The organism is Streptomyces sp. NPDC029466 (assembly GCF_055574515.1).
The window spans coordinates 121328-143444 of sequence record NZ_JBVHZH010000011.1 but is presented as its reverse complement, the minus strand read 5'-3'; the positions used below and the strand labels follow the sequence as shown (position 1 = coordinate 143444).

The window sequence follows — 22117 nt, the reverse complement described above, 5'->3', positions numbered from 1 at the left end:
AGAGGAGAGAGATGGCACAGCACGAGTACGAGGCCAAGTTCCTGGAGATCGACGTGGACGCCCTGCGCGATCACCTGAAGGCCGCCGGCGCAGAGCAAGTCTTCCCCAAGACCCTGTTCACCCGCCTGATCTTCGAGAACGACACCGTTCAAGGCGAGCAGTGGCTGCGGCTGCGCGATGAGGGAGGCAAGACCACCCTGACGCTGAAGCAGGTCACCGACGCCAGCCACATCAACGGCACCACGGAAATCGAGGTCGAGGTCAGCGACCTGGAGAAGACCGCAGAACTCCTCAACGCCCTCGGTCTGCGCCAGGTGCGCTACCAGCAGAACTACCGGGAGGAGTGGCAGCTCGACGGCGTCACCTACGACCTCGACACGTGGCCCGGCCTGCCGACCTTCCTGGAGATCGAGAGTTCCTCAGAGCAGGCGGTGCGCGCAGCGGCGGCTGAACTTGGTTTCGATTACGGCGAAGCCCGCTTCGGCAGCATCGACCTGATCTACAAGAGCGAACTGAACAGGGACATCCTCGCCGAGGACACCCTCCTGTTCGTGTGAGCTTCCCGCGCATCTGCGCCCCCAACGGTTTGACCGCTGGGGGCGTTCGCGCGCCCAACGCAAAACCAGCCGCTGTGCGTGCCAGATCCGTGCCAGATAGGGCGGTAAAACGTGGTCAACATCGGTCAGCCACGGACACCCATCGGTTGGGAACAGAAACGGCCCCTGACCGGGAAATCCCTGGTCAGGGGCCGTCTACCTGCGGAGGCTGTGGGATTTGAACCCACGGTGACGTTGCCGCCACGACAGTTTTCAAGACTGTTCCCTTAGGCCGCTCGGGCAAGCCTCCCCGCGGCACCTGTGCGCGGGGCGCGTGGGTGTCGCGGGATCAGACTAGCGCGTCACTTGTCGCCCGTGCGCTGGCCCAGGGTGACTTGGGCCGTGTGCTCCTTGCCGTCGCGCTTGTAGGTGAGGGTGACCTCGTCGCCGGGCTTGTGCTGCCAGATCTCGCTGATGAGGGTGGGGCCGCTGTCGATCACCGTGTCGTCGAGCTTGGTGATGGTGTCGCCGGGGCGGAGGCCGGCCTTGTCGGCGGGGCCGTTCGGGGTGACGGCCTTGGAGCCGTTGTTGCCGGTCCGGGCGATGGTCGCGCCGTCGCCGGTGTCCCGCATACCGACCTGGACGCCGATCTGCGGGTAGACCGGCTTGCCGGTCCGGATCAGGTCCTGGGCGACCCGCTTGGCCTGGTCGATGGGGATGGCGAAGCCCAGGCCGATGCTGCCGGACTGCTGGGACTCGCCGCCCAGGCCGCCGCCGTTGCCCGCCGACTGGATCGCGGAGTTGATGCCGATGACATTGCCGGCGGCGTCCATCAGCGGGCCGCCGGAGTTACCGGGGTTTATCGAGGCGTCGGTCTGGAGGGCGCTCATGTACGAGGCGCTGGTGCCGCCGCCGTCGCTGGAGGCCACCGGGCGGTCCTTGGCGCTGATGATGCCGGTGGTGACCGTGCCGGACAGGCCGAAGGGGGCGCCGATGGCGATCGTGGCGTCGCCGACCTGCACATTGGAGGACTTGCCGAGCGGGAGCGGGTTGAGCGGGGCGCCGGAGGCGTTCTTCAGCTTGATCACGGCGACGTCGTAGCCCTGGGCGTTGCCGACGACCTCGGCGTCGTACTTCTTGCCGTTGGAGAACGTCGCGGTCAGCTTGCCGCCGCCGGCCGCGCTGGCGACCACGTGGTTGTTGGTGAGGATGTGGCCCTGCTTGTCGTAGATGAAGCCGGTGCCGGTGCCGCCCTCGCCGGTGGCACCCTGCGCCTCGATCGTCACGACGCTCGGCAGCGCCTTCTGCGCTATCCCGGAGACGGAGGTGGGCTTGCGGTTCAGCGCACCGGGGTCGCCGGGCGCGGAGACCGTCGTCGAGGCGCTGTCGTTCTGGCCCGCGGCCCAGAAGCCGATGCCGCCGCCGACACCGCCCGCCACCAGCGCGGCCACCAGGACGGCCGCGATCAGGCCGCCGTTACGCCGCTTGGGCGCGGGGCTGCCGACGCCCCAGGGGTCGCCGCCGTACGGAGGCTGCTGGCCCCAGCCGCCGCCCGCTCCGGCCGCGCCATGACCGGCGCCCGGGTACGGCGGAATCTGCGCGGTCTGCTCGGTGGTGGGGTCGTCGCCGGGGTGGCCGAAGCCGGGCTGCGGAGGGTGTCCGGCGCCCGGGGCCGAGCCGGCGGTCGGGGCGAAGCCCGGCGGGGGCGGCGCGTACGGGCCGTCGGGAGCCTGGGCGCCGGAGGCGGACGCGGGGGCGCTGTCCGGCTGCTGCCCGGTCGGCGGCTTGGCCTCCGACGGGACGGCGGCTCCCTCGTTCTCGGTGCTCACAGCTCTCTCCTCAGCTTCATGACTGTCGGCTCCCACGGCCTTGGCAGGCTGCTTCCCTGTCGCCCCGGATCTCATCCATGCCCGAGATCGGGGCGGGCCGTTTCTTCCGGGGCTTGCAGGTCGGCCGGACCCTGGGGGTGCGTCCGGGTGGTGCGGTTCTCCTGGGGCCGGCGGGCCTCGCGGTCCGCCGGGTGATGCGGTTGCGCCGGTCCGGCGGGCCTGGGGCCCTCCGGGTCGTACAGCTCCTCGTGCCGGTGGACGGGGAACCCGTACTCCAGGATCAAGGATCCCGGCGATACGGGCGAGTCCCTGTCCGCCGGTCCGGGGCCGCCGGCCGTGGTCCGCAGGTCCCGTCCCGCACACCCGGCCGTGCGCGAGCCCCGGCCGCGGGCCCGTCCGGTGATCCGGGCGGGCGGCACGAGCGAGTCTCCCTACCACCCTTTCCCACCGCGCGTCAGAGCACCGTAAGTCGAGGCTGTGACTGTCCCCTCATCCTTTATGCCGGACAAAACCGGCGCATCCCCTGTTCCGGCACCTTGGGTAAGCGCCCGGCGGCCCCTCGGCGGCGGATGGCACGATAACGCGGTGACCTATGCACGCCCTGTCCAGGACGCCCGTCCGGGCCGTCCCGCCATGTCCGTCATCGCCCATCGCGGCGCCTCGGAGGACGCCCCGGAACACACCCTCGCGGCCTACCGCAAGGCGATCGAGGACGGGGCGGACGCCCTGGAGTGCGATGTCCGGCTGACTGCGGACGGGCATCTGGTCTGCGTGCACGACCGGCGGGTGAACCGCACGTCCAACGGGCGCGGCTCGGTTTCCGCCCTGGAGCTCGCCGACCTGGCCATGCTCGACTTCGGCTCCTGGAAGGGCGACGGTTTCGCGAACGACGGATTCGCGAACGAGGCGCCGGACCGGCAGCACGAGGACCCCGAGCGGACCTCCGTCCTCACGCTGGAGCGGCTGCTGGAGCTGGTCGCCGACGCGGACCGCCGGGTCGAGCTGGCCATCGAGACCAAACACCCGACGCGCTGGGCCGGACAGGTGGAGGAGCGGCTGGTCGAGCTGCTGACCCGGTTCGGGCACACGAATCCGGCCATGCGCAGCGACTGGACGCCCGCGGTCCGGGTCATGAGCTTCTCGGCGCGCTCCCTGCATCGCGTACGGGCTGCGGCGCCCTGCATCCCCGGCGTCTACCTGATGCAGTTCCTCACGCCGCGGCACCGCGACGGCCGGCTCCCGCCCGGCGTCGGCATCGCGGGCCCCGGGATACGCATCCTCCGCTCGCACCCCGACTACGTCGCCAAGGCGCATCGCGCCGGCCACCTCGTCCATGTCTGGACGGTCAATGAGCCCGCCGATGTCGAGCTGTGCCAGGAATTGGGGGTGGATGCGGTGATTACGAACCGCCCCAAGCAGGTACGAATCCAACTCGGCCTTGGGTAGAGCCCCTCACAGGGTGTGCACCGGCGCATTCGGCCCGTATTCGATCGTGTCCAATGCGTCACCATGTGCCGCTTGGCCGGTTTCCGGTCCAGTCCATTGGGGCATTCATCCCGTGGCGTGGGGCAAAGGAGGTCTCGGGGGTGGCGTTGGTGGTGGCACAAGAGGTGCCGACGTCGTCGATCATGGCCGTACCCCATGGTCCTGTGGGTGTCGGCATGGCCAGGCGGCGCATGCGTGAAGAGCTGTTGGCAAGTGGAGTTCAGGACACAGTCGTCGATGACGCGGTCCTCATTCTTTCGGAGCTGCTGAGCAATTCGTGTCGCCATGCGCGTCCGATATACGAAAACGGATCGCCGGGCTCCGCAACTGTCGAGACGCGTGAGGCTCCGGTGGCCTCCGTCCGGGCGTCCTGGCGTATCGACGCACAGGGCAGACTGACCGTCGCGGTCACGGACGGCGGCGGCCCGACCCGGCCACTTCCGGCCACTCCGTCGGTCACGGCGCGCGGCGGCCGCGGGCTGGCGATCATCCGCTCGCTCGCCAAGGACTGGGGCGTACACGACACCGTCGTCGGCGAAGTGACGGTCTGGGCGGCCCTCTCGCTGCAAGGCGCATTCGCTACGCGCGTGGATCTGACGCCCGATCTGCCGCCCTCGCTCACCACGGGAGCCGGAGTGAGCACGGGGCTGCCGCTGCCGGGCTTCCCGGACTTCGACGATCTGCCCTAGGGCGGGTCCGCACAGTCCCGCCTGGCTCGCGACGCCTGGCACGCACGGCACGGCGGGACACGGCGGGCGCGCGGCCGGGCGCGACCTCGTACGCAATCCTCTAGGCTCGCGCCGAAACGCGTCCGTACCGCCCAGGATCGACCAGGAGACACCGTCGCCATGGCCAAGAAGCGCCGTCCCCAGCCCCAGGCCGCAGCAGCACGGATCAAGGACGGCGAGGTGCCGGTCGTCGGCGCCCGTGAGCCCTGCCCGTGCGGCTCCGGCCGCCGGTACAAGGCCTGTCACGGGCGACAGGCGGCGCATGCCGCCACCGAGCTGGTGCAGCGCCCCTTCGAGGGCCTGCCCGGTGAGTGCGACTGGGTGGCGCTGCGCGAGCTGGTGCCCGCCGCCACCGCCGAGTTGACGCTGAAGGGCGGACTGCCCGAGGGCGTCCCGTCCGTGACGCTGGCGACGGTGCTGCCGATGGCCTGGCCCGCGCTGCGCCGCGACAACGGCGCGGTGATGCTCGGCCTCCAGAACGACACCGCCTCCGGCGACCTCAGCCGCGATCTCGCCGACACCCTCCAGCGCGCGCTGACCGCCGAGCCCGGCACCCCGGTCCCCGCCGCCCGCCCGGCCCCCGACGGTCCGCGGCTCCAGGATCTGCTCGACCCGGACGCGGTCTTCGAACCGGCCGTCCACACCGGCTTCGAGTTCTGGGTGGAGAACGCCGAGAACGCCACCGGCGAGGTCGCCGCCTCCCTGGAGCGGGCCAACGCGGCGGCCATTCCCACCGCCCGGATCCCCGGCCTGGAGGGTGCGTACTGGTGCGAGGCCCCGGAGAAGAACCACCTGCGCTGGGTCACCGGGCACCCCGAGGAGCAGCTGCTGGACGCGCTCGCCCGGCTGCACGCCGCGGGCGCCTCCTCGCTCGGTGAAGGCACCCGGCTGGTGGGTTCGTTCCGTGCCCACGGCCTGGTCGTGCCGGTCTGGGACCTGCCCTCGTCGATGAGCGCCGAGGACGTCGCCAAGCCGGCCGCGGCGTTCGCCGAGCGGCTGGCCGAGGCGCTCGCGACGGACGCCCCGCTGACCCCCGAGGAGCGCCGGGCGCGCGGCGGGCTCACCAACCGCCAGATCACCCTGAGCTGACCGGACCGGTCGGCCGCGCGGACCGGATGCCTCCGGGGCCCCAGACGTGACACCTGTCACAACTCCCCGTACCTGCCGGTAAATAGGCGTCCGGAATTCCACGATCGAATTTGCGAACCGCCGATCTCTTGTTACGGTTCTAGAAGCCCGGTCGCTGGTGCATCCCCCGTCGCCAGCGACCGGGCGCTTCCATGTCCGGAGTCAGGCGCTCCGCCCGGCCGGCCCCGGCCGCCTGCGGCCCGGTGCCCTCAGCGGCCCGAACCCCTGCCTCCCACGGACGAGTTGCTGCCGGCGCGCAGCAGCAGCCGCTCCCCCGCCACGTCGGAGAACTCCGCCACCGCGCGGTACGGCCCGCCCCGGCGCACGGTCGCCCCGGTCGGCGTCTCGCACAGGCCCGGCGCGTCGGCCGCCGGGACCTCACAGTTCACCTGGACGGTCGTGCCGTCCGGCCGCAGCAGCGTCAGTGCGGCGCGCAGCGGACCGCCGGTGCGGTTGCGGTAGTACGTCCGCCCCCAGGTCAGACCGTCCTCGGCGAGCACACAGGTCTGGGCCTCGATCCGCTGGGGAGCGAGGAGTTGGGGTCCACAGCGGGAGGTACGGGCGGAGCGGGGCGGCAGACCGGGGCCGGCGGGGGAGGCGGCGGCGGTCCGGGCGCGGGCAACGGCGGGGCGCATGTCCGACTTGGCACCACTATCGAGGCTGATGCCGCTTTTGGCCGTAGAGCGGTTTTCGGACGTGGCGGAGGCCCCGGGCGCCGCGAGGTCGGCCGGACCGGCCATTGCGGCACCCAGCGGCACGGCGATGGTGAACACCACCACGCCGGCGAGACCGGTCATGCGGAGTTTCTGCGCACGCTGCATGGCCCCCACCTGCGATTGAGATGCCGCTGACGGCGGCTTGACGGTGGGCCGAACCTATCGGGCGGTGGGGGTGCCACCGGGCGCCCGGACGCTGCTTCCCCGTAGTTGTCCGGGCCGGTCACACCCGAACGGGTGATCCGCCCGCGCGTCGTTTCCGATCACCGCCGGCCGGGCCGTCCGCCGGCCGGGCGGGGCGGGCGCACGGGCGCATCCGCTGAGGTCAGTACGCGAGCCGGCTGCCGCCGTCGGGAGTGCTGGTGCTCGCCATGACCAGGGCGTCCACGATCGTGCTCACCTTCGGCAGCCAGGGCGCGGCCGGGACGGAGGCCGGCGGCCGCTCCCAGCGGACCCGGCCCGCACCGATCTGGGAGGGCGGAAGCACCAGATAGCCGCCCTCGCCGTGGAACCGCAGCGAGCTGGGCACCCAGTCCTGGGAGTGCAGCAGCTCACCCAACTCCGCGAGGCCGTAGGGCGATACGAGCAGGGACCAGCGGGTGGGCGTGGCCACCACGGGGCCGAGGCGTACGCCGAAGTGATCCAGGGCCGCCAGGGCGCGGGCGCCGGCGACGGCCGGCAGGCTCACCGCGCAGGGCGCGCGGCCGCCGGTGGCCAGCACGATCGGGGCATCGGGGCGGTTCGTCCACCACCAACGCACCATCCGGGCATCGGTCGTGGCGGCCAGCAGGCCGGGGTCGAAGGGGTGCGCGCCGGGCACCACACAGTCGGGGTCGGGGCAGCTGCACCGGCGGCCGGTCCGCTCGCCGAGACCGAGCCGGGCACCGGCCGGCTGCCGGCCGGCGGGCCTGATCCCCACACCGGGAAGTACGGGCCACTGCCACTCGGTGGCGCAGTGGAGCGCCGCACCGAGCAGCGCCGACCTTCCGCCGCGCCGGAACAGGAGCTTGCGTCGCCTTCCGAGGATCTCGCGCATGAGCGCTCGTTCCTTTCCGTTAACGCCGAGGGCTTCGTCCATCGCACTACATGGCACTTCTCGCCGGTTCGCCGTTGTCCGTGCCGTGCCGCTTCATGCCGTGGTGGGGCGTTTTCCGCGGCCCGGCCGTGCAACCCGGGGTCGATCGCATCTCGATCACGCCACGTGGATCACTGGTCACCGCGTGTACAAGGCAGCGCATCACGCCGTACGCCGAGCGTGGAACATGGCGGGGGGTGGCGCGCGCTGGCGATTGCGCCTCCGTGGTGCAGTCCCCGCCTCTTGGGAGTGCGTCGCGGTCGTCGCCGTATTAGACGCCGGTGTCCGCCGGAGAGTTCCGGTGCGGCCCCAACTGGCCCCGCACCTTTCCGAGTACGTACCCGCCACTGTGGTGAAGACGCGCTGCTGATCGCCGTCAGTCGACCTCAAATTGACACTTGGGGGGCCTTTTTCAGGCCAATCTACAGACCTCGCTGACACCACAAACCCCACGGGGAGAGTGCTGGACATCACATCGTTGATGCGTGTACATCTGGAGCATTGATAGCGGAGCAGCACGACATGGGGGTTTGCGATGCTATTGAGGAAATTGAGCGGCCAACCGCACCGCACAACAGCACTCAACAAAACGCCGCACTCCCAACTAAAAAGCGGCCTGACCTGGGTCATTACCTGGCGCAACGAGAGATGCCAGCCATGACCGCCCCGCACGTACCGAAAGTGGCTGGAATCGAACCAGCGCTTCCCGCCCCCACGCACACTGTCGACCCACGCGTGGGGAAAGCCTCCGCGGCCCCCACTGCCGACACCCCGTCCGACGGCTCGCCCCCCACCCCTCCGGGCGCCCCTCAGGACCCCGCACTCGACGCCGCGTCAGACGCCGCCCCCGGCGATGCCCCCGACATCTCCGTCGTCGACCAACTCGCCGCCGTGCAGGACCGGCTGGCCGGCTGGATCTCCGACCTCAGCACCCTGCACGACCTGACCGAACAGCTCGCGCGCACCCGCACGGTGGAGGACGCCCTCCATGAGCTGCTGCGCGCCGGCGCCTCCCTGGTCGGCGCGCGGCGCGGGCTGGTCGTCCTCGCCCCGGCCGACGGTTTCGGCCCGGAGACCACGGTCGGTCTCGGCCTCGGCCACGCCGAGATCGGCACCATCGAGACCATCCCGCGCCGCGCCCTGTCGTACGCGCGGATACTGGACGGCCTCCCGGAGCCGGGCGCCACCGGCGACGACACCCGGCGCGCGGTGGGCGAGGCGGGCCGTCCTCCCGGCGCCCGCGGCGCGGCGGCGGCCGGACCGTGCACCGAGATCTCCGAACCCGACATCCCCGGAGAGAAGGACCTCGACCCGCGCCTGCGCGAGGTCGCGGCCCGGCTCGGCTATGCGGCCAGCTACGCGGTGCCGCTCACCGCCGACCCCATCGGCCGGACCGGCGCCGCGGTCTGGCTCTACGACGAACCGGCCGAGCCCACCGAACGGCAGCGCCATCTCATCGGCCTCTACCGGGCACACGCCGCCGAACACCTCGCCCGCCTCCTTGAGCTGCACCGCACCCGGCAGGCCGTCCGGATCCTGCGCGAGGAGCTGCTGCCGCACCGGCTGCCGCGGGTCCCCGGCGTCCGCCTCGCGGTGCGGCACAGCAGCGGGCCGCGCGGGGGCGGTGACTGGTACGACGCGCTGCCGCTGCCCGACGGCGCGCTGGGGCTTGCCATCGGTTCGGTGACCGGCTCCGGGCCGAGCGCGGTGGCGGCCATGGGGCGGCTGCGGGCGTCGCTGCGCGCCTACGCCGTCATGGAGGGCGAGGATCCGGTCGCGGTCCTCTCCGACCTCGAACTGCTGCTGCGGCTGACCGAGCCGGCCCGCAGCGCCACCGCGCTGTTCGCCTTCACCGAACCGCCGCCCGGCGCGCCGGGCGGGCCGCCCGCACCCCCGATGCCCGGCGGAATCACCGACCCCTTCGCCCGCAAGGTCGTGCTGGCCGGGGCCGGCCACTGCCCGCCGCTGATCCTCGGTGATCTGCGGACCGAGTACGCGGAGACCTCGCTGTCCGCGCCGCTGGGCATGCTGGCCTGCTGGGAAGCGCCGAGCGTGGAGATCGAACCGGCCGGCGGCGAGACCCTGCTGCTCTACAGCGACGGGCTGCTGCACCGCACCGGCGAGCCCATGGACCGCGCCTTCACCCGGCTGCACGCGGCCGCCGCGGGCGTCCCCAGGGCCGCCCGGCACGATCCCGAGGCGGTCGTCGACCACATCGTGCGCACGATGCTGCCGCAGGGTCTGGACGACCCGCTGTCGGAGGAGGACGTCGTGCTGCTCGCGGCGTATTTCGAGGAGTAACCCCCGGTCCGGCGGCTCGGGGCCGGTCCGCGGCCCCCGGCCCTGGTTGCAGGGCCGGCCCTGAGCACGCCCCCTACGGCGGGCGGACATGCTGCCCGCGCGCCCGTTCACACCCCCGCCGGGCGCCATGCCTCCTATGGCCGGAGTGCCGGAGAGGTCACGCCTTCCCGCCCCTGGACCGTTTTCGATCCGCACATACGATGGAATGCGGTTCAGTCTTTAAAGGAGGCACGGTGACCGACGAGCTCACTCCGGAGACCCCGGACGAGGACGAGCAGCCGATCAAGCAGCGCAAGAACGGCCTTTACCCGGGCGTCTCGGACGAGCTCGCGGAGAACATGAAGAGCGGCTGGGCCGACACCGAGCTGCGCGATCTGGAGCCGATCGAGCAGGCCCCGCACGCCGCCCGGCGCCGGGCCGCGCTCTCCGCGCGCTTCCCCGGTGAGCGGCTGGTGATCCCGGCGGGCAATCTGAAGACCCGCTCCAACGACACCGAGTACCAGTTCCGCGCCTCGACGGAGTACGTCTACCTCACCGGCGACCAGACCGACGACAGCGTCCTGGTCCTGGAGCCGACGGGCGACACCCACGAGGCGACGCTCTACCGGCTGCCCCGCTCCAACCGTGAGAACGGCGAGTTCTGGCTCAACGGCATGGGCGAGCTGTGGGTCGGCCGCCGCCACAGCCTCCAGGAGGCCGAGGCGCTGCTCGGCATCCCCTGCAAGGACGTCCGCGAGCTGGCCGACGCGCTCAAGGAGGCCACCGGCCCGGTGCGAGTGGTGCGCGGCCATGACGCCGGCGTCGAGGCCGCGCTGACCGACAAGGTCACCGCCGAGCGGGACGAGGAGCTGCGCGTCTACCTCTCCGAAGCGCGCGCGGTGAAGGACGAGTTCGAGATCGGCGAGCTCCAGAAGGCCGTCGACTCGACGGTGCGCGGCTTCGAGGACGTCGTGAAGGTCCTCGACAAGGCCGAGGCGACCAGCGAGCGCTACATCGAAGGAACGTTCTTCCTGCGCGCCCGCGTCGAGGGCAACGACATCGGCTACGGCTCGATCTGCGCCGCCGGACCGCACGCCACCACCCTGCACTGGGTCCGTAACAACGGCGCGGTCCGCTCCGGCGAACTGCTCCTGCTGGACGCCGGTGTGGAGACCCACACCCTGTACACCGCGGACGTCACCCGCACCCTGCCGATCAACGGCCGCTACACCGACTTCCAGCGCAAGATCTATGACGCGGTGTACGAGGCCCAGGAGGCGGGCATCGCGGCGGTCAAGCCGGGCGCGGCCTACCGCGACTTCCACGACGCGGCGCAGCGGGTGCTCGCCGAGAAGCTGGTGGAGTGGGGCCTGGTCGAGGGTCCGGTCGAGCGGGTGCTGGACCTGGGGCTGCAGCGGCGCTGGACCCTGCACGGCACCGGCCACATGCTCGGCCTCGACGTCCACGACTGCGCCGCGGCCCGCACCGAGCACTATGTCAACGGCACGCTGGAGCCCGGCATGGTGCTGACCGTCGAGCCCGGACTGTACTTCCAGGCGGACGATCTGACGGTGCCGGAGGAGTACCGGGGCATCGGTGTCCGCATCGAGGACGACCTCCTCGTGACGGCCGACGGCAACCGGAACCTGTCGGCCGGCCTGCCGCGGCGCTCGGACGAGGTCGAGGCCTGGATGGCCGGGCTGCTCGGCGGCAAGTAGCGGCGCGGAGCAGGTACGCGTACGTCCCCCGGTGGCTTCAAGTGCCGCCGGGGGATGTGTCGTTGGTGGTCGTTTCGTTGGTGGTCGTGTTGTTGGGCGGGACGTCCTCGGCGGGGGACGTGCCGTTGGGCGGGACGTCCGCGCCGGGAGCCGTGCAGTCAGCGGCGGCGCCACCGCTGTGGGGCGTGTCGTCGGCGGCGTCGCCCCCGCCCCTCGTCCCATAGGCGCCCGCGAGGGCAGCGGCCCAGACGGCGGTGGCGGCGGACTCGGCGAGGCGCCGGTCGACGGGCCGGCGGGCGATCAGAATCCGGTAGTAGAAGGGCGCGCCGAGCGCCGACATCACTTCCTCCGGGTCGGTGTCAGCGGGCAGTTCGCCGCGGTCGATGGCCCGCCGCACCATCTGGCCGGCCAGGGTCAGCCGTTCGCCGAAGAAGGACCGCAATACCGCCGCCGCCTGCGGGTCCCGCGCCGCGGCGGAGACCACCGCCTCGATCAGCGCGCGCATCCGTGCCTCACCGAAGAAGGCGGCCACCGAGCGGGACAGCGCCCGCAGATCCTCGGGCAGGCTGCCGGTGTCCGGGAGCGGCACATCGGAGCTCAGCTCGGTCAGCAGCTCGCACACCAGGCCCTCGATACAGCGCCAGCGGCGATAGAGCGTCGCCACATGAATCCCGGCGCGCTGCGCGACCTTTTCCATGGTCAGCCCGGCGAAGCCGCCCTCGTCCAACTCCTCGAAAACGGCGGCCAGTACGGCCTGGCGGGTACGGGCCGTACGCCCGCCGGGCCGGGTCTCGCCCGGGGCATGGTGCGCTGTCGTCACGGTGGCTCCGTATTGCAGTGCGGGTTCACGCCAAGTATTGTCCAAGACGAGTTAACGCGAGCAACTTCGCGTTAATCGTGGTGCGCGCTGGTCTCGCAGGGACAGGGGACGCCGCGGGGGAGGTCCTCCCACCGCGAGACCGCGCTGCTCCTCCTCCGCGAGAGGCGATTTCCGGCCAACTATCCATCTGCCGACGTTCGTCTGAATTGACACTTTGGTCTTGGTGGGCCGCGCGGAGTACGAACGGGGTCCGGCGAGCCGGGGAATCCAGGGGTACGCACCGGAGCGGCGGGCGGTTTCGCTCCCCGTCCGTTTAACCGCGACCGCTGATCACGACGCCATCGGGAGCGCCGCGCCTTCCCGCCACTTGAGGATCTTGTCGAAGCTGACCACTGCGCCGGGGCGGCCCGTGCGGTTGCGGTAGCGGACGTGGTCGGTGAGGGCCTCGATCAGAAAGAGCCCCCGGCCGTCCTCGGCAAACTCGGGAGCCTGCGCGGGGGTGGGCACGGGGGCCGCCGGGGGGAGGGGGCGGTCCGTGGCCGTATGGGGTGGCGCGGGGGGTGCGGAGCGGTGGTGGAAGCCGGGGCCCGAGTCGGTGACTTCGATGCGGCAGGTGTCGCCGTCGATGAAGGCGGTGACGCGGTAGTCCTCGGTGGTGTCGCCCCCGTGCTCCACGGCGTTCGCGCAGGCTTCGGAGAGGGCCACCGACAGGTCGTAACAGATATCCGGGTCCACGCCCGCGGTCTCCATCGTGCCCAGCAGCAGGCGACGGGCCAGCGGGACGCTCGCAGCCTCGCGCCGCAAATGGAGTGACCACCAGATGCTCATCGCTCCAGCCTCCTGGCCGCGGCTCGACATATCGATACCTATTGCCGCGCCGCAAGGTCCGTAAGCATGTCCGGGACGTGATACCGCTCATTCGGCGGATGCGAAGAGTGAGCGCATCGGTGTAGGTGCCGCGCTGCCCGTGCGCCGCCGCGCGCCCTGCCTGCCTCCTCGGACGCCCCGCCGGGCGCCCCTTGGCACCGACCTGCCGTCGGGGGCCCGTGAGACCAGTGGGATGATGGCGCGGCCATGACTCCACCGCCCGCCTCCCCAGCGCGCGCAGCCGCCGATCTCCGGCTGTTGAGGGCCGCGGTTTTCACCGCGGTCTGCGTCGCGCTGTCCGCGGGCGGGCACATCCTCGCCTCGTGCGCCACCGTCCCGCTGTGGACGCTGGGTGTCGCCGCCGCCGCGGTGTTCGCGGTCGCGGCGCCGCTGGCCGGGCGGGAACGCACCCTGCCGGGGATCGCCGTCGGACTCGCCGCGGGGCAGCTCGCCCTGCATGCGCTGTTCGCCTGGGGCCAGCAGGCGCCCTCCGTGGCGCGGAGCGGATCAGGCGTCCGCGGGCTCTCGGACCAGGCCGCGATCAGCCTGGCCCGGCACATGACCTGCGGGCTCGGCACGGGACGGCTGGACGGTGCGCAGGCGCGCCGGATGCTCGGCCCGGGTGGCTTCGACACGGCCTCCGCCGCCGGGGTGGCCGCACCGGCGGGGCACGGGACGGCCGGGGCCACGGCCACCGCCGGTCCGGCGCTGCACGGTCTGCTGCCGTCGCTGCCCATGCTGCTCGGGCATCTGCTGGCGGCGCTCGCCGTCGGCTGGCTGCTGCGGCGGGGCGAGGCCGCGCTGTGGCGGCTGGTGCGGCTGTCGGCCCCGGCGGCGTACGAGATGGCCGTCCGGACCCTGGCCGGTGCGGTGCGCAGGGCGCTCGTGCTGGTCCGCGCCCTGCTCATGGGGCTCGGAGCGGCGCACGACGAGGCACGGCGCGCCCCCGTTTCGTACGGGGATGACAAACCCGGCCCGGAGGACCTCGCCCTCCACCACAGTGTCGTCAGGCGAGGGCCACCCACCCTGGCCCTCGCGGCCTGACTTCGCGCGAAGCACGCTCCCACAGGACGGGGTACGGGCTCGCGCGCCGTCACCGCACGCGCGCCACCTACACCGTCACCAGCACCTTTCTCCTTCCTGTGGAGTGTTTTTCCGATGTCGCAGATCTCGAAGATGACGCAGATGCCGCAGCAGCAGTCGGACGCCTCGCGCACGCGGCGGCTCGCCCGGCGGCTGCCGATCGTGGGCGCCGCCGCGGTCGGCGGTGTGGTGCTGCTCGCAGCCCCGGCCTTCGCGCACGTCAGCGTGCAGCCCGCGGGCGCCGCTCCGAAGGGCGGCTATGCGACCGTCAACTTCAAGGTGCCCAATGAGCGGGACGACGCGTCGACGGTGAAGCTGGAGGTCACGCTGCCGACCGACCACCCGCTGGCGTCGGTCATGCCGCAGCCGGTGCCCGGCTGGAAGGTGGACGTCAAGAAGTCCAAGCTGGCCAAGCCGATCGAGATGCACGGCGAGAAGATCAACGAGGCCCCCTCGAAGATCACCTGGACCGCGGAGGACAAGGGCGTCGAGCCCGGTCAGTTCCAGCAGTTCCCGGTCTCCGTCGGCATGCTGCCCGAGGACGCCGACCAGGTCGTCTTCAAGGCTCTCCAGACGTACGACGACAAGGAGGTCGTGCGCTGGATCGAGCCGACGAAGGAGGGCGCCCCGGAGCCGGAGAACCCGGCGCCGGTCCTCAAGCTCACCGCGGCCGAGGAGGACGGCCACGGCGCCGCCGGCGCGGACGACAAGAGCGGCGGCGAGGACCACCTCAAGAACGCCGCGGCCACCGAGGACGCCTCCTCCGGTGACACCACGGCCCGCGTCCTGGGTGCCATCGGCATCGTCGTCGGCATCATCGGCGTCGGCTTCGGAGTGTTCGCCGGCCGGCGCCGCAGCGCCTGAGTACGGACGGGCCGGCGCCCGACGCGCCGGCCCGATGCCCCTTCCCGGACACCCGGGACACAACTCACGGGATTTATCTGCAATGCGTAGAACGACCCTGCTCGCGTCCGCCCTCACGGCGGCCGCGGCCCTCAGCCTGACCGCCTGTGGCGGGGACGACAGCAAGCCCGCCGCGGAGGTTTCCGGTGGCACCGCCAGAAAGTCGATCGTCACGCTCGACAGCCCGCTGGCGAAGCCGGACCTGGTCCTGACCGACACCCACGGCGCCAAGTACGACCTGCTGGAGAAGACCAAGGGCCACCCGACCCTGATCTACTTCGGCTACACCAACTGCCCGGACGTCTGCCCGCTGACGATGGCCAACATCGCGGTCGCGGTGAAGCAGCTGCCCAAGGCCGAACAGAAGGACCTGCGGGTCGTCTTCGTCACCTCCGACCCGGAGCGGGACACCCCGGCCGCCCTGAAGAAGTGGCTCGGCGGCATCAACAAGGACTTCGTCGGGCTGACCGGCAAGTTCGACACCATCCAGGCCGGGGCGCGCAGCGCGAACATCGGCATCGAGAAGCCGGTCAAGAAGAAGAACGGCGATGTCGTCTCCACCCATGGCGCCCAGGTGCTGCTGACCTCCCCCAAGGACGACAAGATCCACTGGATGGGCATGCAGGACGCCACCTCCGACAACTACACCAAGGCACTTCCGAAGATCGTCAAGGGGCAGAACCCGTGAACCGCCGCACCACCATCCTGGCCGCCGCCCTCACCCTCACGGCCGGTCTCGCGCTGGCGGGCTGCGGGGACGCCGCCCCGAAGGTCGAGGTCGTCGACGCGTACATGCCGCAGCCGGTCAACCAGGACATGGCCGGCGCGTACTTCACCGTCAAGAACAACACGGACACCGCCGACAAGCTCACCTCGGTCACCAGCAACCTGGCCAAGGACATCTCGATCCACAAAACCGTGGGCACCAAGATGGAGCGCGTCGAATCGCTGCCCGTCCCGGCCAACGGCACGCTCCAGCTCGGCCGCGGCGGCAGCCACCTGATGTTCATGGGGCTGAAGAGCAAGCCGACCAAGAACGACGTCGTCACTCTCCAGCTGCACTTCGCCAATGCCGATCCGGTCCGGGTGTCCGTCCCGGTCAAGGCCGCCGACTACCAGCCGAAGCACGAAGCGAACCACTGACCGAACCACTGACACAGCCACTGACCGAACCACTAAGGGCTGTCCCGTAGCCGGAGAACACACAGGTCCGAAGACACCAGCCGCGGCCGGAGCACCGCACCGGCCGGCCGCGACGACGGGAGTAAGGGGAGCGATCACTATGGTCACCACCGGGCTTCGGCCGCGACGGTCCGCCGTGCTGCGCCTGCTGGTCGTCGCGCTCGCGCTGGCCGGCACGCTGCTCGGCGGGCTCGGCGGTGCCGCACCGGCCTCCGCGCACGCCGCGCTGACCGGCAGCACCCCCGCGCAGGGCTCGGTGGCGGATCGCGCCCCCGAGCAGGTGACGCTCACCTTCTCCGAGGGCGTCGCGATGGGCGACGACTCGATCCGGGTGCTGGACCCGCAGGGCAAGCGGGTGGACGACAAGAAGCTGCGGAATCTGAGCAGCAACCGCGTCGTCAAATACGGCGCGGGGCTGCCGTCCGGGCTGCGCGACGGTACCTACACCGTCGCCTGGCAGGCCGTCTCCGCCGACAGCCACCCGGTGTCCGGTGCCTTCACCTTCTCCATCGGCGCGCCCTCCAAGACCACCGCCCCGGTCGCCCAACAGGAGGCCGGCGGCGGCCTGGTGGGCGCGCTCTACGGCGTCGCCCGCTATCTGGCCTACGCCGGGTTCGTGCTGCTGGCCGGCGGCGCCGCCTTCGTGGTGGCCTGCCGGCCCGCCGCGGCGCTCGTGCGGTCCGTCCAGCGGCTGGTGGTGTATGGCTGGGCACTGCTGACCGGCACCACCGTCGTGATGCTGCTGCTGCGCACCCCGTACACGGGCTCCGGCGATCTCGCCGATGTCTTCGACCTCGGCGGCCTCCAGCAGGTCCTGATCACCAAGCCGGGCGCGGCGCTGGTCTCCCGTCTGCTGCTGCTCGCCGCCGCGGCGCTGTTCGTGGCGGTGCTCTTCGGGGCGTATGCGCGGGCGCATCAGCCGGCGGGGGCGGACGAGCTGGAGGAGCCGGGGGAGTCGGGGGAGTCGGGGGAGCTGGGGGAGTCGGAGGAGTCGGAGGAGGAGCGCGGTCGGCGAGGGGAGGCAGACGAGCGCGGTGCGGCGGATGCGTCGGGTACAGCGGATGCGTCGGGCGCGGCGGATGCGTCGGGCACGGCCGGTACGGCGGATACGGCCGAGGAGGCCAGGCGGCGCAAGGACCTCACCTTCGGCCTCGGCTTCGGCGGCGTGATCGTCGCCACCGGGCTCGCCGCGACCTGGGCGATGGCCGAACACGCCTCGACCGGGCTCCAGCCCGCCGTGGCGATGCCGGTCGATGTGCTGCATCTGCTGGCGGTCGCGGCCTGGCTCGGCGGGCTGGCGGCGCTGGTGGTGTCCCTGTATTGGGGCCCGCCCGTCGAGCGGGCCGCGGTCCGCCGCTTCTCACGGCTCGCCTTCGGCTCCGTAGTGGTGCTGGTGGCCACCGGCCTCTACCAGTCCTGGCGGCAGGTCGGCACCTGGAGCGCGCTGACCGACACCTCGTACGGGCGGCTGCTGCTGATCAAGGTGGCCCTGGTCGTGGTGCTCGTCGGGATCGCCTGGTTGTCGCGACGGTGGACGAGGCTGCTGGCGGAGGTACCGGCCGGGCAGGTAGCGGCGGCGGAACTGCGGGCGGCGGAGGAAGCCGAGAAGGACGCCGGGCGGGAAGCAGAGCAGGACGCCGAGAAGGTCTCCGGGCGGGAAGAGGGGGAAGCGCAGGAAGAGGGGGACGAGCGGGAAGAGCGGGAAGCGGAGAAGGCGACCGTCGGTGCCTCGGCCACCGCTGCCACCGTTGCGACCGCGGCTACCGCCGCAACCCCGGGCCCGGTCCCGAAGGACGGCCCGGCCCCGAAGAGCGGATCCTCCCCCGCCTCCGACGGCACACCCACCCCCCGCGACACTCCCGCTACCGACGACGGCCCATCGGCCGAGGTCCCCGACCCCGCCCGCGCCGCCCAACTGGCCCGGCAGCAGGCCGCGGTACGTACCGCCCGGACCAAGCGGCAGCGTGACGCCGACCCCGAGCGGCTGGGACTGCGCCGGTCCGTGCTGGCCGAGGCGGCGGTCGCGGTCGTCGTGCTCGTGGTCACCACCGCGCTGACCGCCACCGAGCCGGCCCGTACCGAAGCGGCGGTCAAGGCCACCTCGGGCGGGCAGTCGGCCGAGGCCGGGCGGCCGCAGGCGCTGAGCATCCCGTTCGACACCGGTGGCCCGGACGGCAAGGGCACCGCGCGCGTCCGCCTCGCCCCCGGCAGCAGCGGCCGCGCCAATACGCTTCAGCTGCGGATCACCGACCCCTCGGGCAAGGTCAGGGACGTCCCCGAGGTGAAGGTCTCCTTCACACAGAAGGCCAAGAAGCTCGGACCGCTGTCGGTCACCACCCGGTACACCGGCAAGGGCCAGTGGCGCGCGAGCGGGATCCAGTTGCCGGTCCCCGGGAAGTGGCAGCTGTCGCTGGTCGTCCGCACCTCTGACATCGACCAGGTGACCGAGATCAAGAACGTGAAGATCGGCTCATGAGCAAGCAGACCCCCCGTAGGCAGACCCCGCGCACGCAGTCCCCCCGCAAACCATCCGCCGCGAAGCAGGCCACGTCGCAGGCGGCAGCGGCACAGCAGGAGGCATCGGCGAAGCAGGCGGCGGCACAGCAGGCCGACGCACCGCCGGCCGACGCACCGCAGCCCACCGGCCGGAAGACCCCCGGCACGGACTCCGGCGCCGGGTCCGCCAAGGCGGGCGCCGAGCGCGTCCCCGCCCCGGCCGCCGCCCCGGCACCGGAGACGGACGGGGCCCCCGCCAAGGAGCTCTCCCGCCGCCGGCTGCTCGGCACCGTCGGCGCGGCGGGCGCGGCCGGGCTGGTCGTCGGCGGGGCCGGGGGCGCCGCCGGGGTCGCGGCAGCAGGGGACGACGCTCCCCAGGCCCTGACCACCGTCGGCTCGACCCGGGTCCCGTTCCGGGCGGCGGGCGGCGGACATCAGGCGGGGATCACCACCCCGTTGCAGGCCAAGGGCCATCTCGTCGCCTTCGACCTGGCACCGGGCACCGACCGCAAGGCCGCCGCCGCGCTGCTGCGCCGCTGGTCGCGGACCGCCGAGGAGCTGATGGCCGGCCGGGCCCCGGACGCCGACACGGGGGTCGCCCTCGACGCCGGCCCGTCCTCGCTGACCGTCACCTTCGGCTTCGGCCACGGCTTCTTCGGCCGTACGGGCCTGACGAAGCGGCGCCCCGTCGCGCTCGACCCGCTGCCCGACTTCTCCGCCGACGCCCTGGACCCCGCGCGCAGCAACGGCGATCTGTGGATCCAGATCGGCGCCGATGACGCGCTGGTCGCCTTCCACGCGCTGCGCGCGCTCCAGAAGGACGCCGCCGGCCGGGCCCGGCTGCGCTGGCAGATGAACGGCTTCAACCGCACTCCGGGCGCCACCGCGCAGCCGATGACCACCCGCAATCTGATGGGCCAGATCGACGGCACCAACAACCCCAAGCCGTCGGACCGGGACTTCGACGAGCGGATCTTCGTGGCGCGGGACGCCGACCAGGCGTGGATGCGCGGCGGCTCGTACGCCGTCGTACGCCGGATCCGGATGCTGCTGGACGACTGGGAGAAGCGTTCCCGGCACGATCAGGAGAAGGTCATCGGGCGCCGCAAGGACAACGGGGCGCCGCTGACCGGTGGTTCCGAGACCACCCCGATGCGGCTGGACGCGACCCGCCCGGACGGGCTGCCGGTCATCGCGGCCAACGCGCATGCGCGGATCGCGGCGCCGGAGTCCAACCAGGGCGCGGCGATGCTGCGCCGCCCGTTCTCCTACCACGACGGGTTCCGGGAGGACGGCGCCCCGGACGCCGGGCTGCTCTTCGTCTGCTGGCAGGCCGATCCGCTGCGCGCCTTCACCCAGGTCCAGCGGAAGCTGGACCGCGGCGACGCGCTGTCGCCGTTCCTGCGGCACGAGGCGAGCGGACTGTTCGCGGTGCCGCCGGCCGCGGAGCCGGGCGGCTACGTCGGGCAGCCGCTGCTGGAGGGGTAGACGCCTGGGCCCGGAGGGGAGACGCCCTGGGGCCTGGGGGGCGGCGGGCAGTGGACCCTAAGGAGGGGTCGAACGGATGCCGTAGGGGTGGGGAGCGCCCCCTCGGGGGCCACAACGGGGTGGGGGGTGGCGGTATTCCCGTGTAGCGGCCGGGTGCCGGAGCGGCTGGGTATCGTGGCAGGACAGGGAGAAGATCGGCGGGGTGCCCCCGCAGTTACGCGAGGGAGTCCTTATCCATGTCGGCCAGCCGCTATACCTATCTGGGCCCCGAGGGCACGTTCACGGAGGCCGCGCTGCGCACCCTGCCCGAGGCGGCGACGCGTGAGCTGACGCCGATGGTCTCGGTGCCGGCCGCCCTGGACGCGGTGCGGGCCGGTGAGGCCGCCGCGGCACTGGTGCCGATCGAGAACTCCGTCGAGGGCGGGGTGACCACCACCCTGGACGAACTGGCCTCCGGCGAGCAGTTGATGATCTACCGCGAGGTGCTGCTGCCGATCGCCTTCGCCCTGCTCGTGCGCCCCGGTACGGCGCTCAGTGACGTGAAGACGGTGACCGGGCACCCGGTCGCCCAGCCGCAGGTGCGCAAGTGGCTGGCGGCACAACTCCCGGAAGCTGTATGGGAGTCGGCGGCCTCGAACGCCGATGGCGCACGGCTGGTGCAGGAGGGCCGCTACGACGGCGCGTTCGCGGGCGAGTTCGCGGCGGCGACGTACGGCCTGACCCCGCTGGTCACCGACATCCATGACGCGCAGAACGCGGCCACCCGCTTCGTGCTGGTGGGCCGCCCGGCCCGGCCCGCCGCGCCGACCGGCGCGGACAAGACCTCGGTCGTGCTGTGGCTGCGCGCCGACCACCCCGGTGCCCTGCTCGAACTGCTCCAGGAGTACGCGGTGCGCGGGGTGAACATGATGCGCATCGAGTCCCGGCCGACCGGTGAGGGCATCGGCCGCTACTGCTTCTCCGTGGACTGCGAGGGCCACATCACCGACCGGCGGGTCAGCGAGGTGCTGATGGGCCTCAAGCGGGTCTGCCGGGAGGTGCGGTTCCTCGGCTCGTATCCCCGGGCGGACGAGGTGACGGCGAGCGTTCGGCCGGAGATGACCGACGCGGCGTTCACCGACGCGTCGGACTGGCTGGCGCGCTGCATGGACGGGCGGAGCTGAGCCGCAGATCGGGCTGCACGGCCGGTCCTGCGGGCCCTGCGGAAGAGCACGACCTGCGGCTTTGGGCGGCCTCCGGGTTATCCACAAAGTTATCCACAGGCCTGGTTCTCGACCTGTGGGTAAGTCGACATGAGAGTCGGACACAGTCGACATATCGCCCTACTGACCCCACACCGTTCCACAGCACCCCACGTCGGGCACCGTCAGCACAATTCACCTGATCAATCCTTTAGGGCGAGGCAATCCCACACGAAAGAGTGCGTGAACAGTGTTTGGACAGGGAATCCATAGCCGAGCATTTCGGGAGCGGAATGATCACCTCCGACTTCCACAGATCTCACACACAGCCTGTGGATAAGAATCCCGAAAGCCCCGACCCCTGTGGACAACCGGCGGTTCACGGGGGATAACCCAGGGTTCGCACCCCGCCTCGGCGGCCGCTCAACTCCCGCTGTCCACACAGTGGATCATCGTCGCGGATGCCGCGAAAACCCCGTCACGGACGCCGCGCAGGAGTCGCGACGGACCTCGCGAAGGGGTCGTACCGACCACCCCCGCGGCGCGGAATGCACGGGAATTCCGCACCGCCTTTCGCGCCCCACCCCTAAGGGAATAAACAA

General features: G+C 71.9%; 18 protein-coding genes and 1 tRNA gene. 13 read left to right on the top strand and 6 right to left on the bottom strand.

The features are described 5' to 3' along the window. Positions 1 to 11: 11 nt before the first annotated feature. Positions 12 to 557: a class IV adenylate cyclase gene (locus ACZ4XD_RS12155; RefSeq protein WP_453188280.1), complete on the top strand. Its 546-nt coding sequence runs from the start codon at positions 12 to 14 to the stop codon at positions 555 to 557. Between the two features lie 202 nt (positions 558 to 759). Here the strand turns inward: ACZ4XD_RS12155 and ACZ4XD_RS12150 are convergent. After that, positions 760 to 846, bottom strand: a tRNA-Ser gene (locus tag ACZ4XD_RS12150). Between the two features lie 52 nt (positions 847 to 898). Further along, positions 899 to 2365 carry a S1C family serine protease gene (locus ACZ4XD_RS12145; protein WP_468041024.1) on the bottom strand — a complete coding sequence of 489 codons (1467 nt, stop codon included), beginning with the start codon at positions 2363 to 2365 and terminating at the stop codon, positions 899 to 901. A 585-nt stretch (positions 2366 to 2950) separates the two neighbouring features. On the opposite strand from ACZ4XD_RS12145, the gene ACZ4XD_RS12140 reads away from it, so the two are divergent. The 3 genes from ACZ4XD_RS12140 (at position 2951) to ACZ4XD_RS12130 (ending at position 5667) form a co-directional block, all read left to right on the top strand. Then, complete coding sequence (locus ACZ4XD_RS12140) at positions 2951 to 3811, top strand: glycerophosphodiester phosphodiesterase (RefSeq protein ID WP_468041021.1); 861 nt, start codon at positions 2951 to 2953, stop codon at positions 3809 to 3811. Between the two features lie 53 nt (positions 3812 to 3864). Further along, a complete protein-coding gene (locus ACZ4XD_RS12135) occupies positions 3865 to 4539 on the top strand; it encodes an ATP-binding protein (protein ID WP_468041019.1) in 675 nt (224 codons plus the stop codon). 159 nt (positions 4540 to 4698) lie between these two features. Beyond that, positions 4699 to 5667, top strand: coding sequence for a DUF5926 family protein (locus ACZ4XD_RS12130; RefSeq protein WP_468041016.1), 969 nt, complete (start codon positions 4699 to 4701; stop codon positions 5665 to 5667). A 248-nt stretch (positions 5668 to 5915) separates the two neighbouring features. Here ACZ4XD_RS12130 and ACZ4XD_RS12125 read toward each other — a convergent pair whose 3' ends face one another. Both ACZ4XD_RS12125 and ACZ4XD_RS12120 read right to left on the bottom strand, forming a co-directional pair. Then, positions 5916 to 6527 (bottom strand): hypothetical protein, encoded by a 612-nt coding sequence (locus ACZ4XD_RS12125; protein WP_468041014.1) that lies wholly within the window; start codon positions 6525 to 6527, stop codon positions 5916 to 5918. A gap of 220 nt (positions 6528 to 6747) precedes the next feature. Then, positions 6748 to 7458: a bifunctional DNA primase/polymerase gene (locus ACZ4XD_RS12120; RefSeq protein WP_468041011.1), complete on the bottom strand. Its 711-nt coding sequence runs from the start codon at positions 7456 to 7458 to the stop codon at positions 6748 to 6750. Between the two features lie 720 nt (positions 7459 to 8178). Here ACZ4XD_RS12120 and ACZ4XD_RS12115 point away from each other — a divergent pair. Beyond that, positions 8179 to 9798 carry a PP2C family protein-serine/threonine phosphatase gene (locus ACZ4XD_RS12115; protein WP_468041088.1) on the top strand — a complete coding sequence of 540 codons (1620 nt, stop codon included), beginning with the start codon at positions 8179 to 8181 and terminating at the stop codon, positions 9796 to 9798. A 233-nt stretch (positions 9799 to 10031) separates the two neighbouring features. Then, the gene (locus ACZ4XD_RS12110; protein ID WP_468041008.1) at positions 10032 to 11495 is read left to right on the top strand and encodes an aminopeptidase P family protein; all 1464 of its coding nucleotides are present in this window, start codon (positions 10032 to 10034) and stop codon (positions 11493 to 11495) included. A gap of 37 nt (positions 11496 to 11532) precedes the next feature. Here ACZ4XD_RS12110 and ACZ4XD_RS12105 read toward each other — a convergent pair whose 3' ends face one another. Continuing rightward, on the bottom strand, positions 11533 to 12315 hold the full coding sequence (locus ACZ4XD_RS12105) for a TetR/AcrR family transcriptional regulator (protein WP_468041006.1): 783 nt from the start codon (positions 12313 to 12315) through the stop codon (positions 11533 to 11535). Between the two features lie 330 nt (positions 12316 to 12645). After that, entirely contained in the window at positions 12646 to 13143 is a 498-nt protein-coding gene (locus tag ACZ4XD_RS12100) for an ATP-binding protein (RefSeq protein ID WP_468041004.1), read from the bottom strand. Positions 13144 to 13389: 246 nt separating this feature from the next. Between ACZ4XD_RS12100 and ACZ4XD_RS12095 the strand changes: the two genes are divergently transcribed. The 7 genes from ACZ4XD_RS12095 to pheA all read left to right on the top strand — a co-directional run bounded on the left by ACZ4XD_RS12095 (position 13390) and on the right by pheA (position 21497). Beyond that, positions 13390 to 14226, top strand: coding sequence for a hypothetical protein (locus tag ACZ4XD_RS12095; protein WP_468041002.1), 837 nt, complete (start codon positions 13390 to 13392; stop codon positions 14224 to 14226). Positions 14227 to 14340: 114 nt separating this feature from the next. Then, the gene (locus tag ACZ4XD_RS12090) at positions 14341 to 15129 is read left to right on the top strand and encodes a YcnI family copper-binding membrane protein (RefSeq protein ID WP_468041000.1); all 789 of its coding nucleotides are present in this window, start codon (positions 14341 to 14343) and stop codon (positions 15127 to 15129) included. An 82-nt stretch (positions 15130 to 15211) separates the two neighbouring features. After that, positions 15212 to 15856, top strand: coding sequence for an SCO family protein (locus ACZ4XD_RS12085; RefSeq protein WP_468040998.1), 645 nt, complete (start codon positions 15212 to 15214; stop codon positions 15854 to 15856). Further along, a complete protein-coding gene (locus ACZ4XD_RS12080) occupies positions 15853 to 16311 on the top strand; it encodes a copper chaperone PCu(A)C (protein WP_468040994.1) in 459 nt (152 codons plus the stop codon). Before ACZ4XD_RS12085 ends, ACZ4XD_RS12080 begins: the two co-directional genes overlap by 4 nt. Before the next feature lie 139 nt (positions 16312 to 16450). Beyond that, positions 16451 to 18826, top strand: coding sequence for a copper resistance CopC/CopD family protein (locus ACZ4XD_RS12075; RefSeq protein ID WP_468040990.1), 2376 nt, complete (start codon positions 16451 to 16453; stop codon positions 18824 to 18826). Then, positions 18823 to 20334 (top strand): iron uptake transporter deferrochelatase/peroxidase subunit, encoded by a 1512-nt coding sequence (gene efeB, locus ACZ4XD_RS12070; protein ID WP_468040986.1) that lies wholly within the window; start codon positions 18823 to 18825, stop codon positions 20332 to 20334. The genes ACZ4XD_RS12075 and efeB overlap by 4 nt, the downstream gene beginning before the upstream one ends. 236 nt (positions 20335 to 20570) lie before the next feature. Beyond that, on the top strand, positions 20571 to 21497 hold the full coding sequence (gene pheA, locus ACZ4XD_RS12065; RefSeq protein WP_042150838.1) for a prephenate dehydratase: 927 nt from the start codon (positions 20571 to 20573) through the stop codon (positions 21495 to 21497). Positions 21498 to 22117: the final 620 nt, after the last annotated feature.

What these genes read in the sequence shown, in the direction of transcription:
- ACZ4XD_RS12085 (WP_468040998.1), top strand. Translation starts at nt 15,212, where the DNA reads ATGCGTAGAACGACCCTGCTCGCGTCCGCCCTCACGGCGGCCGCGGCC.
- efeB (WP_468040986.1), top strand. Translation starts at nt 18,823, where the DNA reads ATGAGCAAGCAGACCCCCCGTAGGCAGACCCCGCGCACGCAGTCCCCC.
- ACZ4XD_RS12130 (WP_468041016.1), top strand. Translation starts at nt 4,699, where the DNA reads ATGGCCAAGAAGCGCCGTCCCCAGCCCCAGGCCGCAGCAGCACGGATC.
- ACZ4XD_RS12135 (WP_468041019.1), top strand. Translation starts at nt 3,865, where the DNA reads ATGCGTCACCATGTGCCGCTTGGCCGGTTTCCGGTCCAGTCCATTGGG.
- ACZ4XD_RS12075 (WP_468040990.1), top strand. Translation starts at nt 16,451, where the DNA reads ATGGTCACCACCGGGCTTCGGCCGCGACGGTCCGCCGTGCTGCGCCTG.
- ACZ4XD_RS12120 (WP_468041011.1), bottom strand. Translation starts at nt 7,458, where the DNA reads ATGCGCGAGATCCTCGGAAGGCGACGCAAGCTCCTGTTCCGGCGCGGC.
- ACZ4XD_RS12095 (WP_468041002.1), top strand. Translation starts at nt 13,390, where the DNA reads ATGACTCCACCGCCCGCCTCCCCAGCGCGCGCAGCCGCCGATCTCCGG.
- ACZ4XD_RS12090 (WP_468041000.1), top strand. Translation starts at nt 14,341, where the DNA reads ATGTCGCAGATCTCGAAGATGACGCAGATGCCGCAGCAGCAGTCGGAC.
- ACZ4XD_RS12100 (WP_468041004.1), bottom strand. Translation starts at nt 13,143, where the DNA reads ATGAGCATCTGGTGGTCACTCCATTTGCGGCGCGAGGCTGCGAGCGTC.
- ACZ4XD_RS12125 (WP_468041014.1), bottom strand. Translation starts at nt 6,527, where the DNA reads ATGCAGCGTGCGCAGAAACTCCGCATGACCGGTCTCGCCGGCGTGGTG.
- pheA (WP_042150838.1), top strand. Translation starts at nt 20,571, where the DNA reads ATGTCGGCCAGCCGCTATACCTATCTGGGCCCCGAGGGCACGTTCACG.
- ACZ4XD_RS12155 (WP_453188280.1), top strand. Translation starts at nt 12, where the DNA reads ATGGCACAGCACGAGTACGAGGCCAAGTTCCTGGAGATCGACGTGGAC.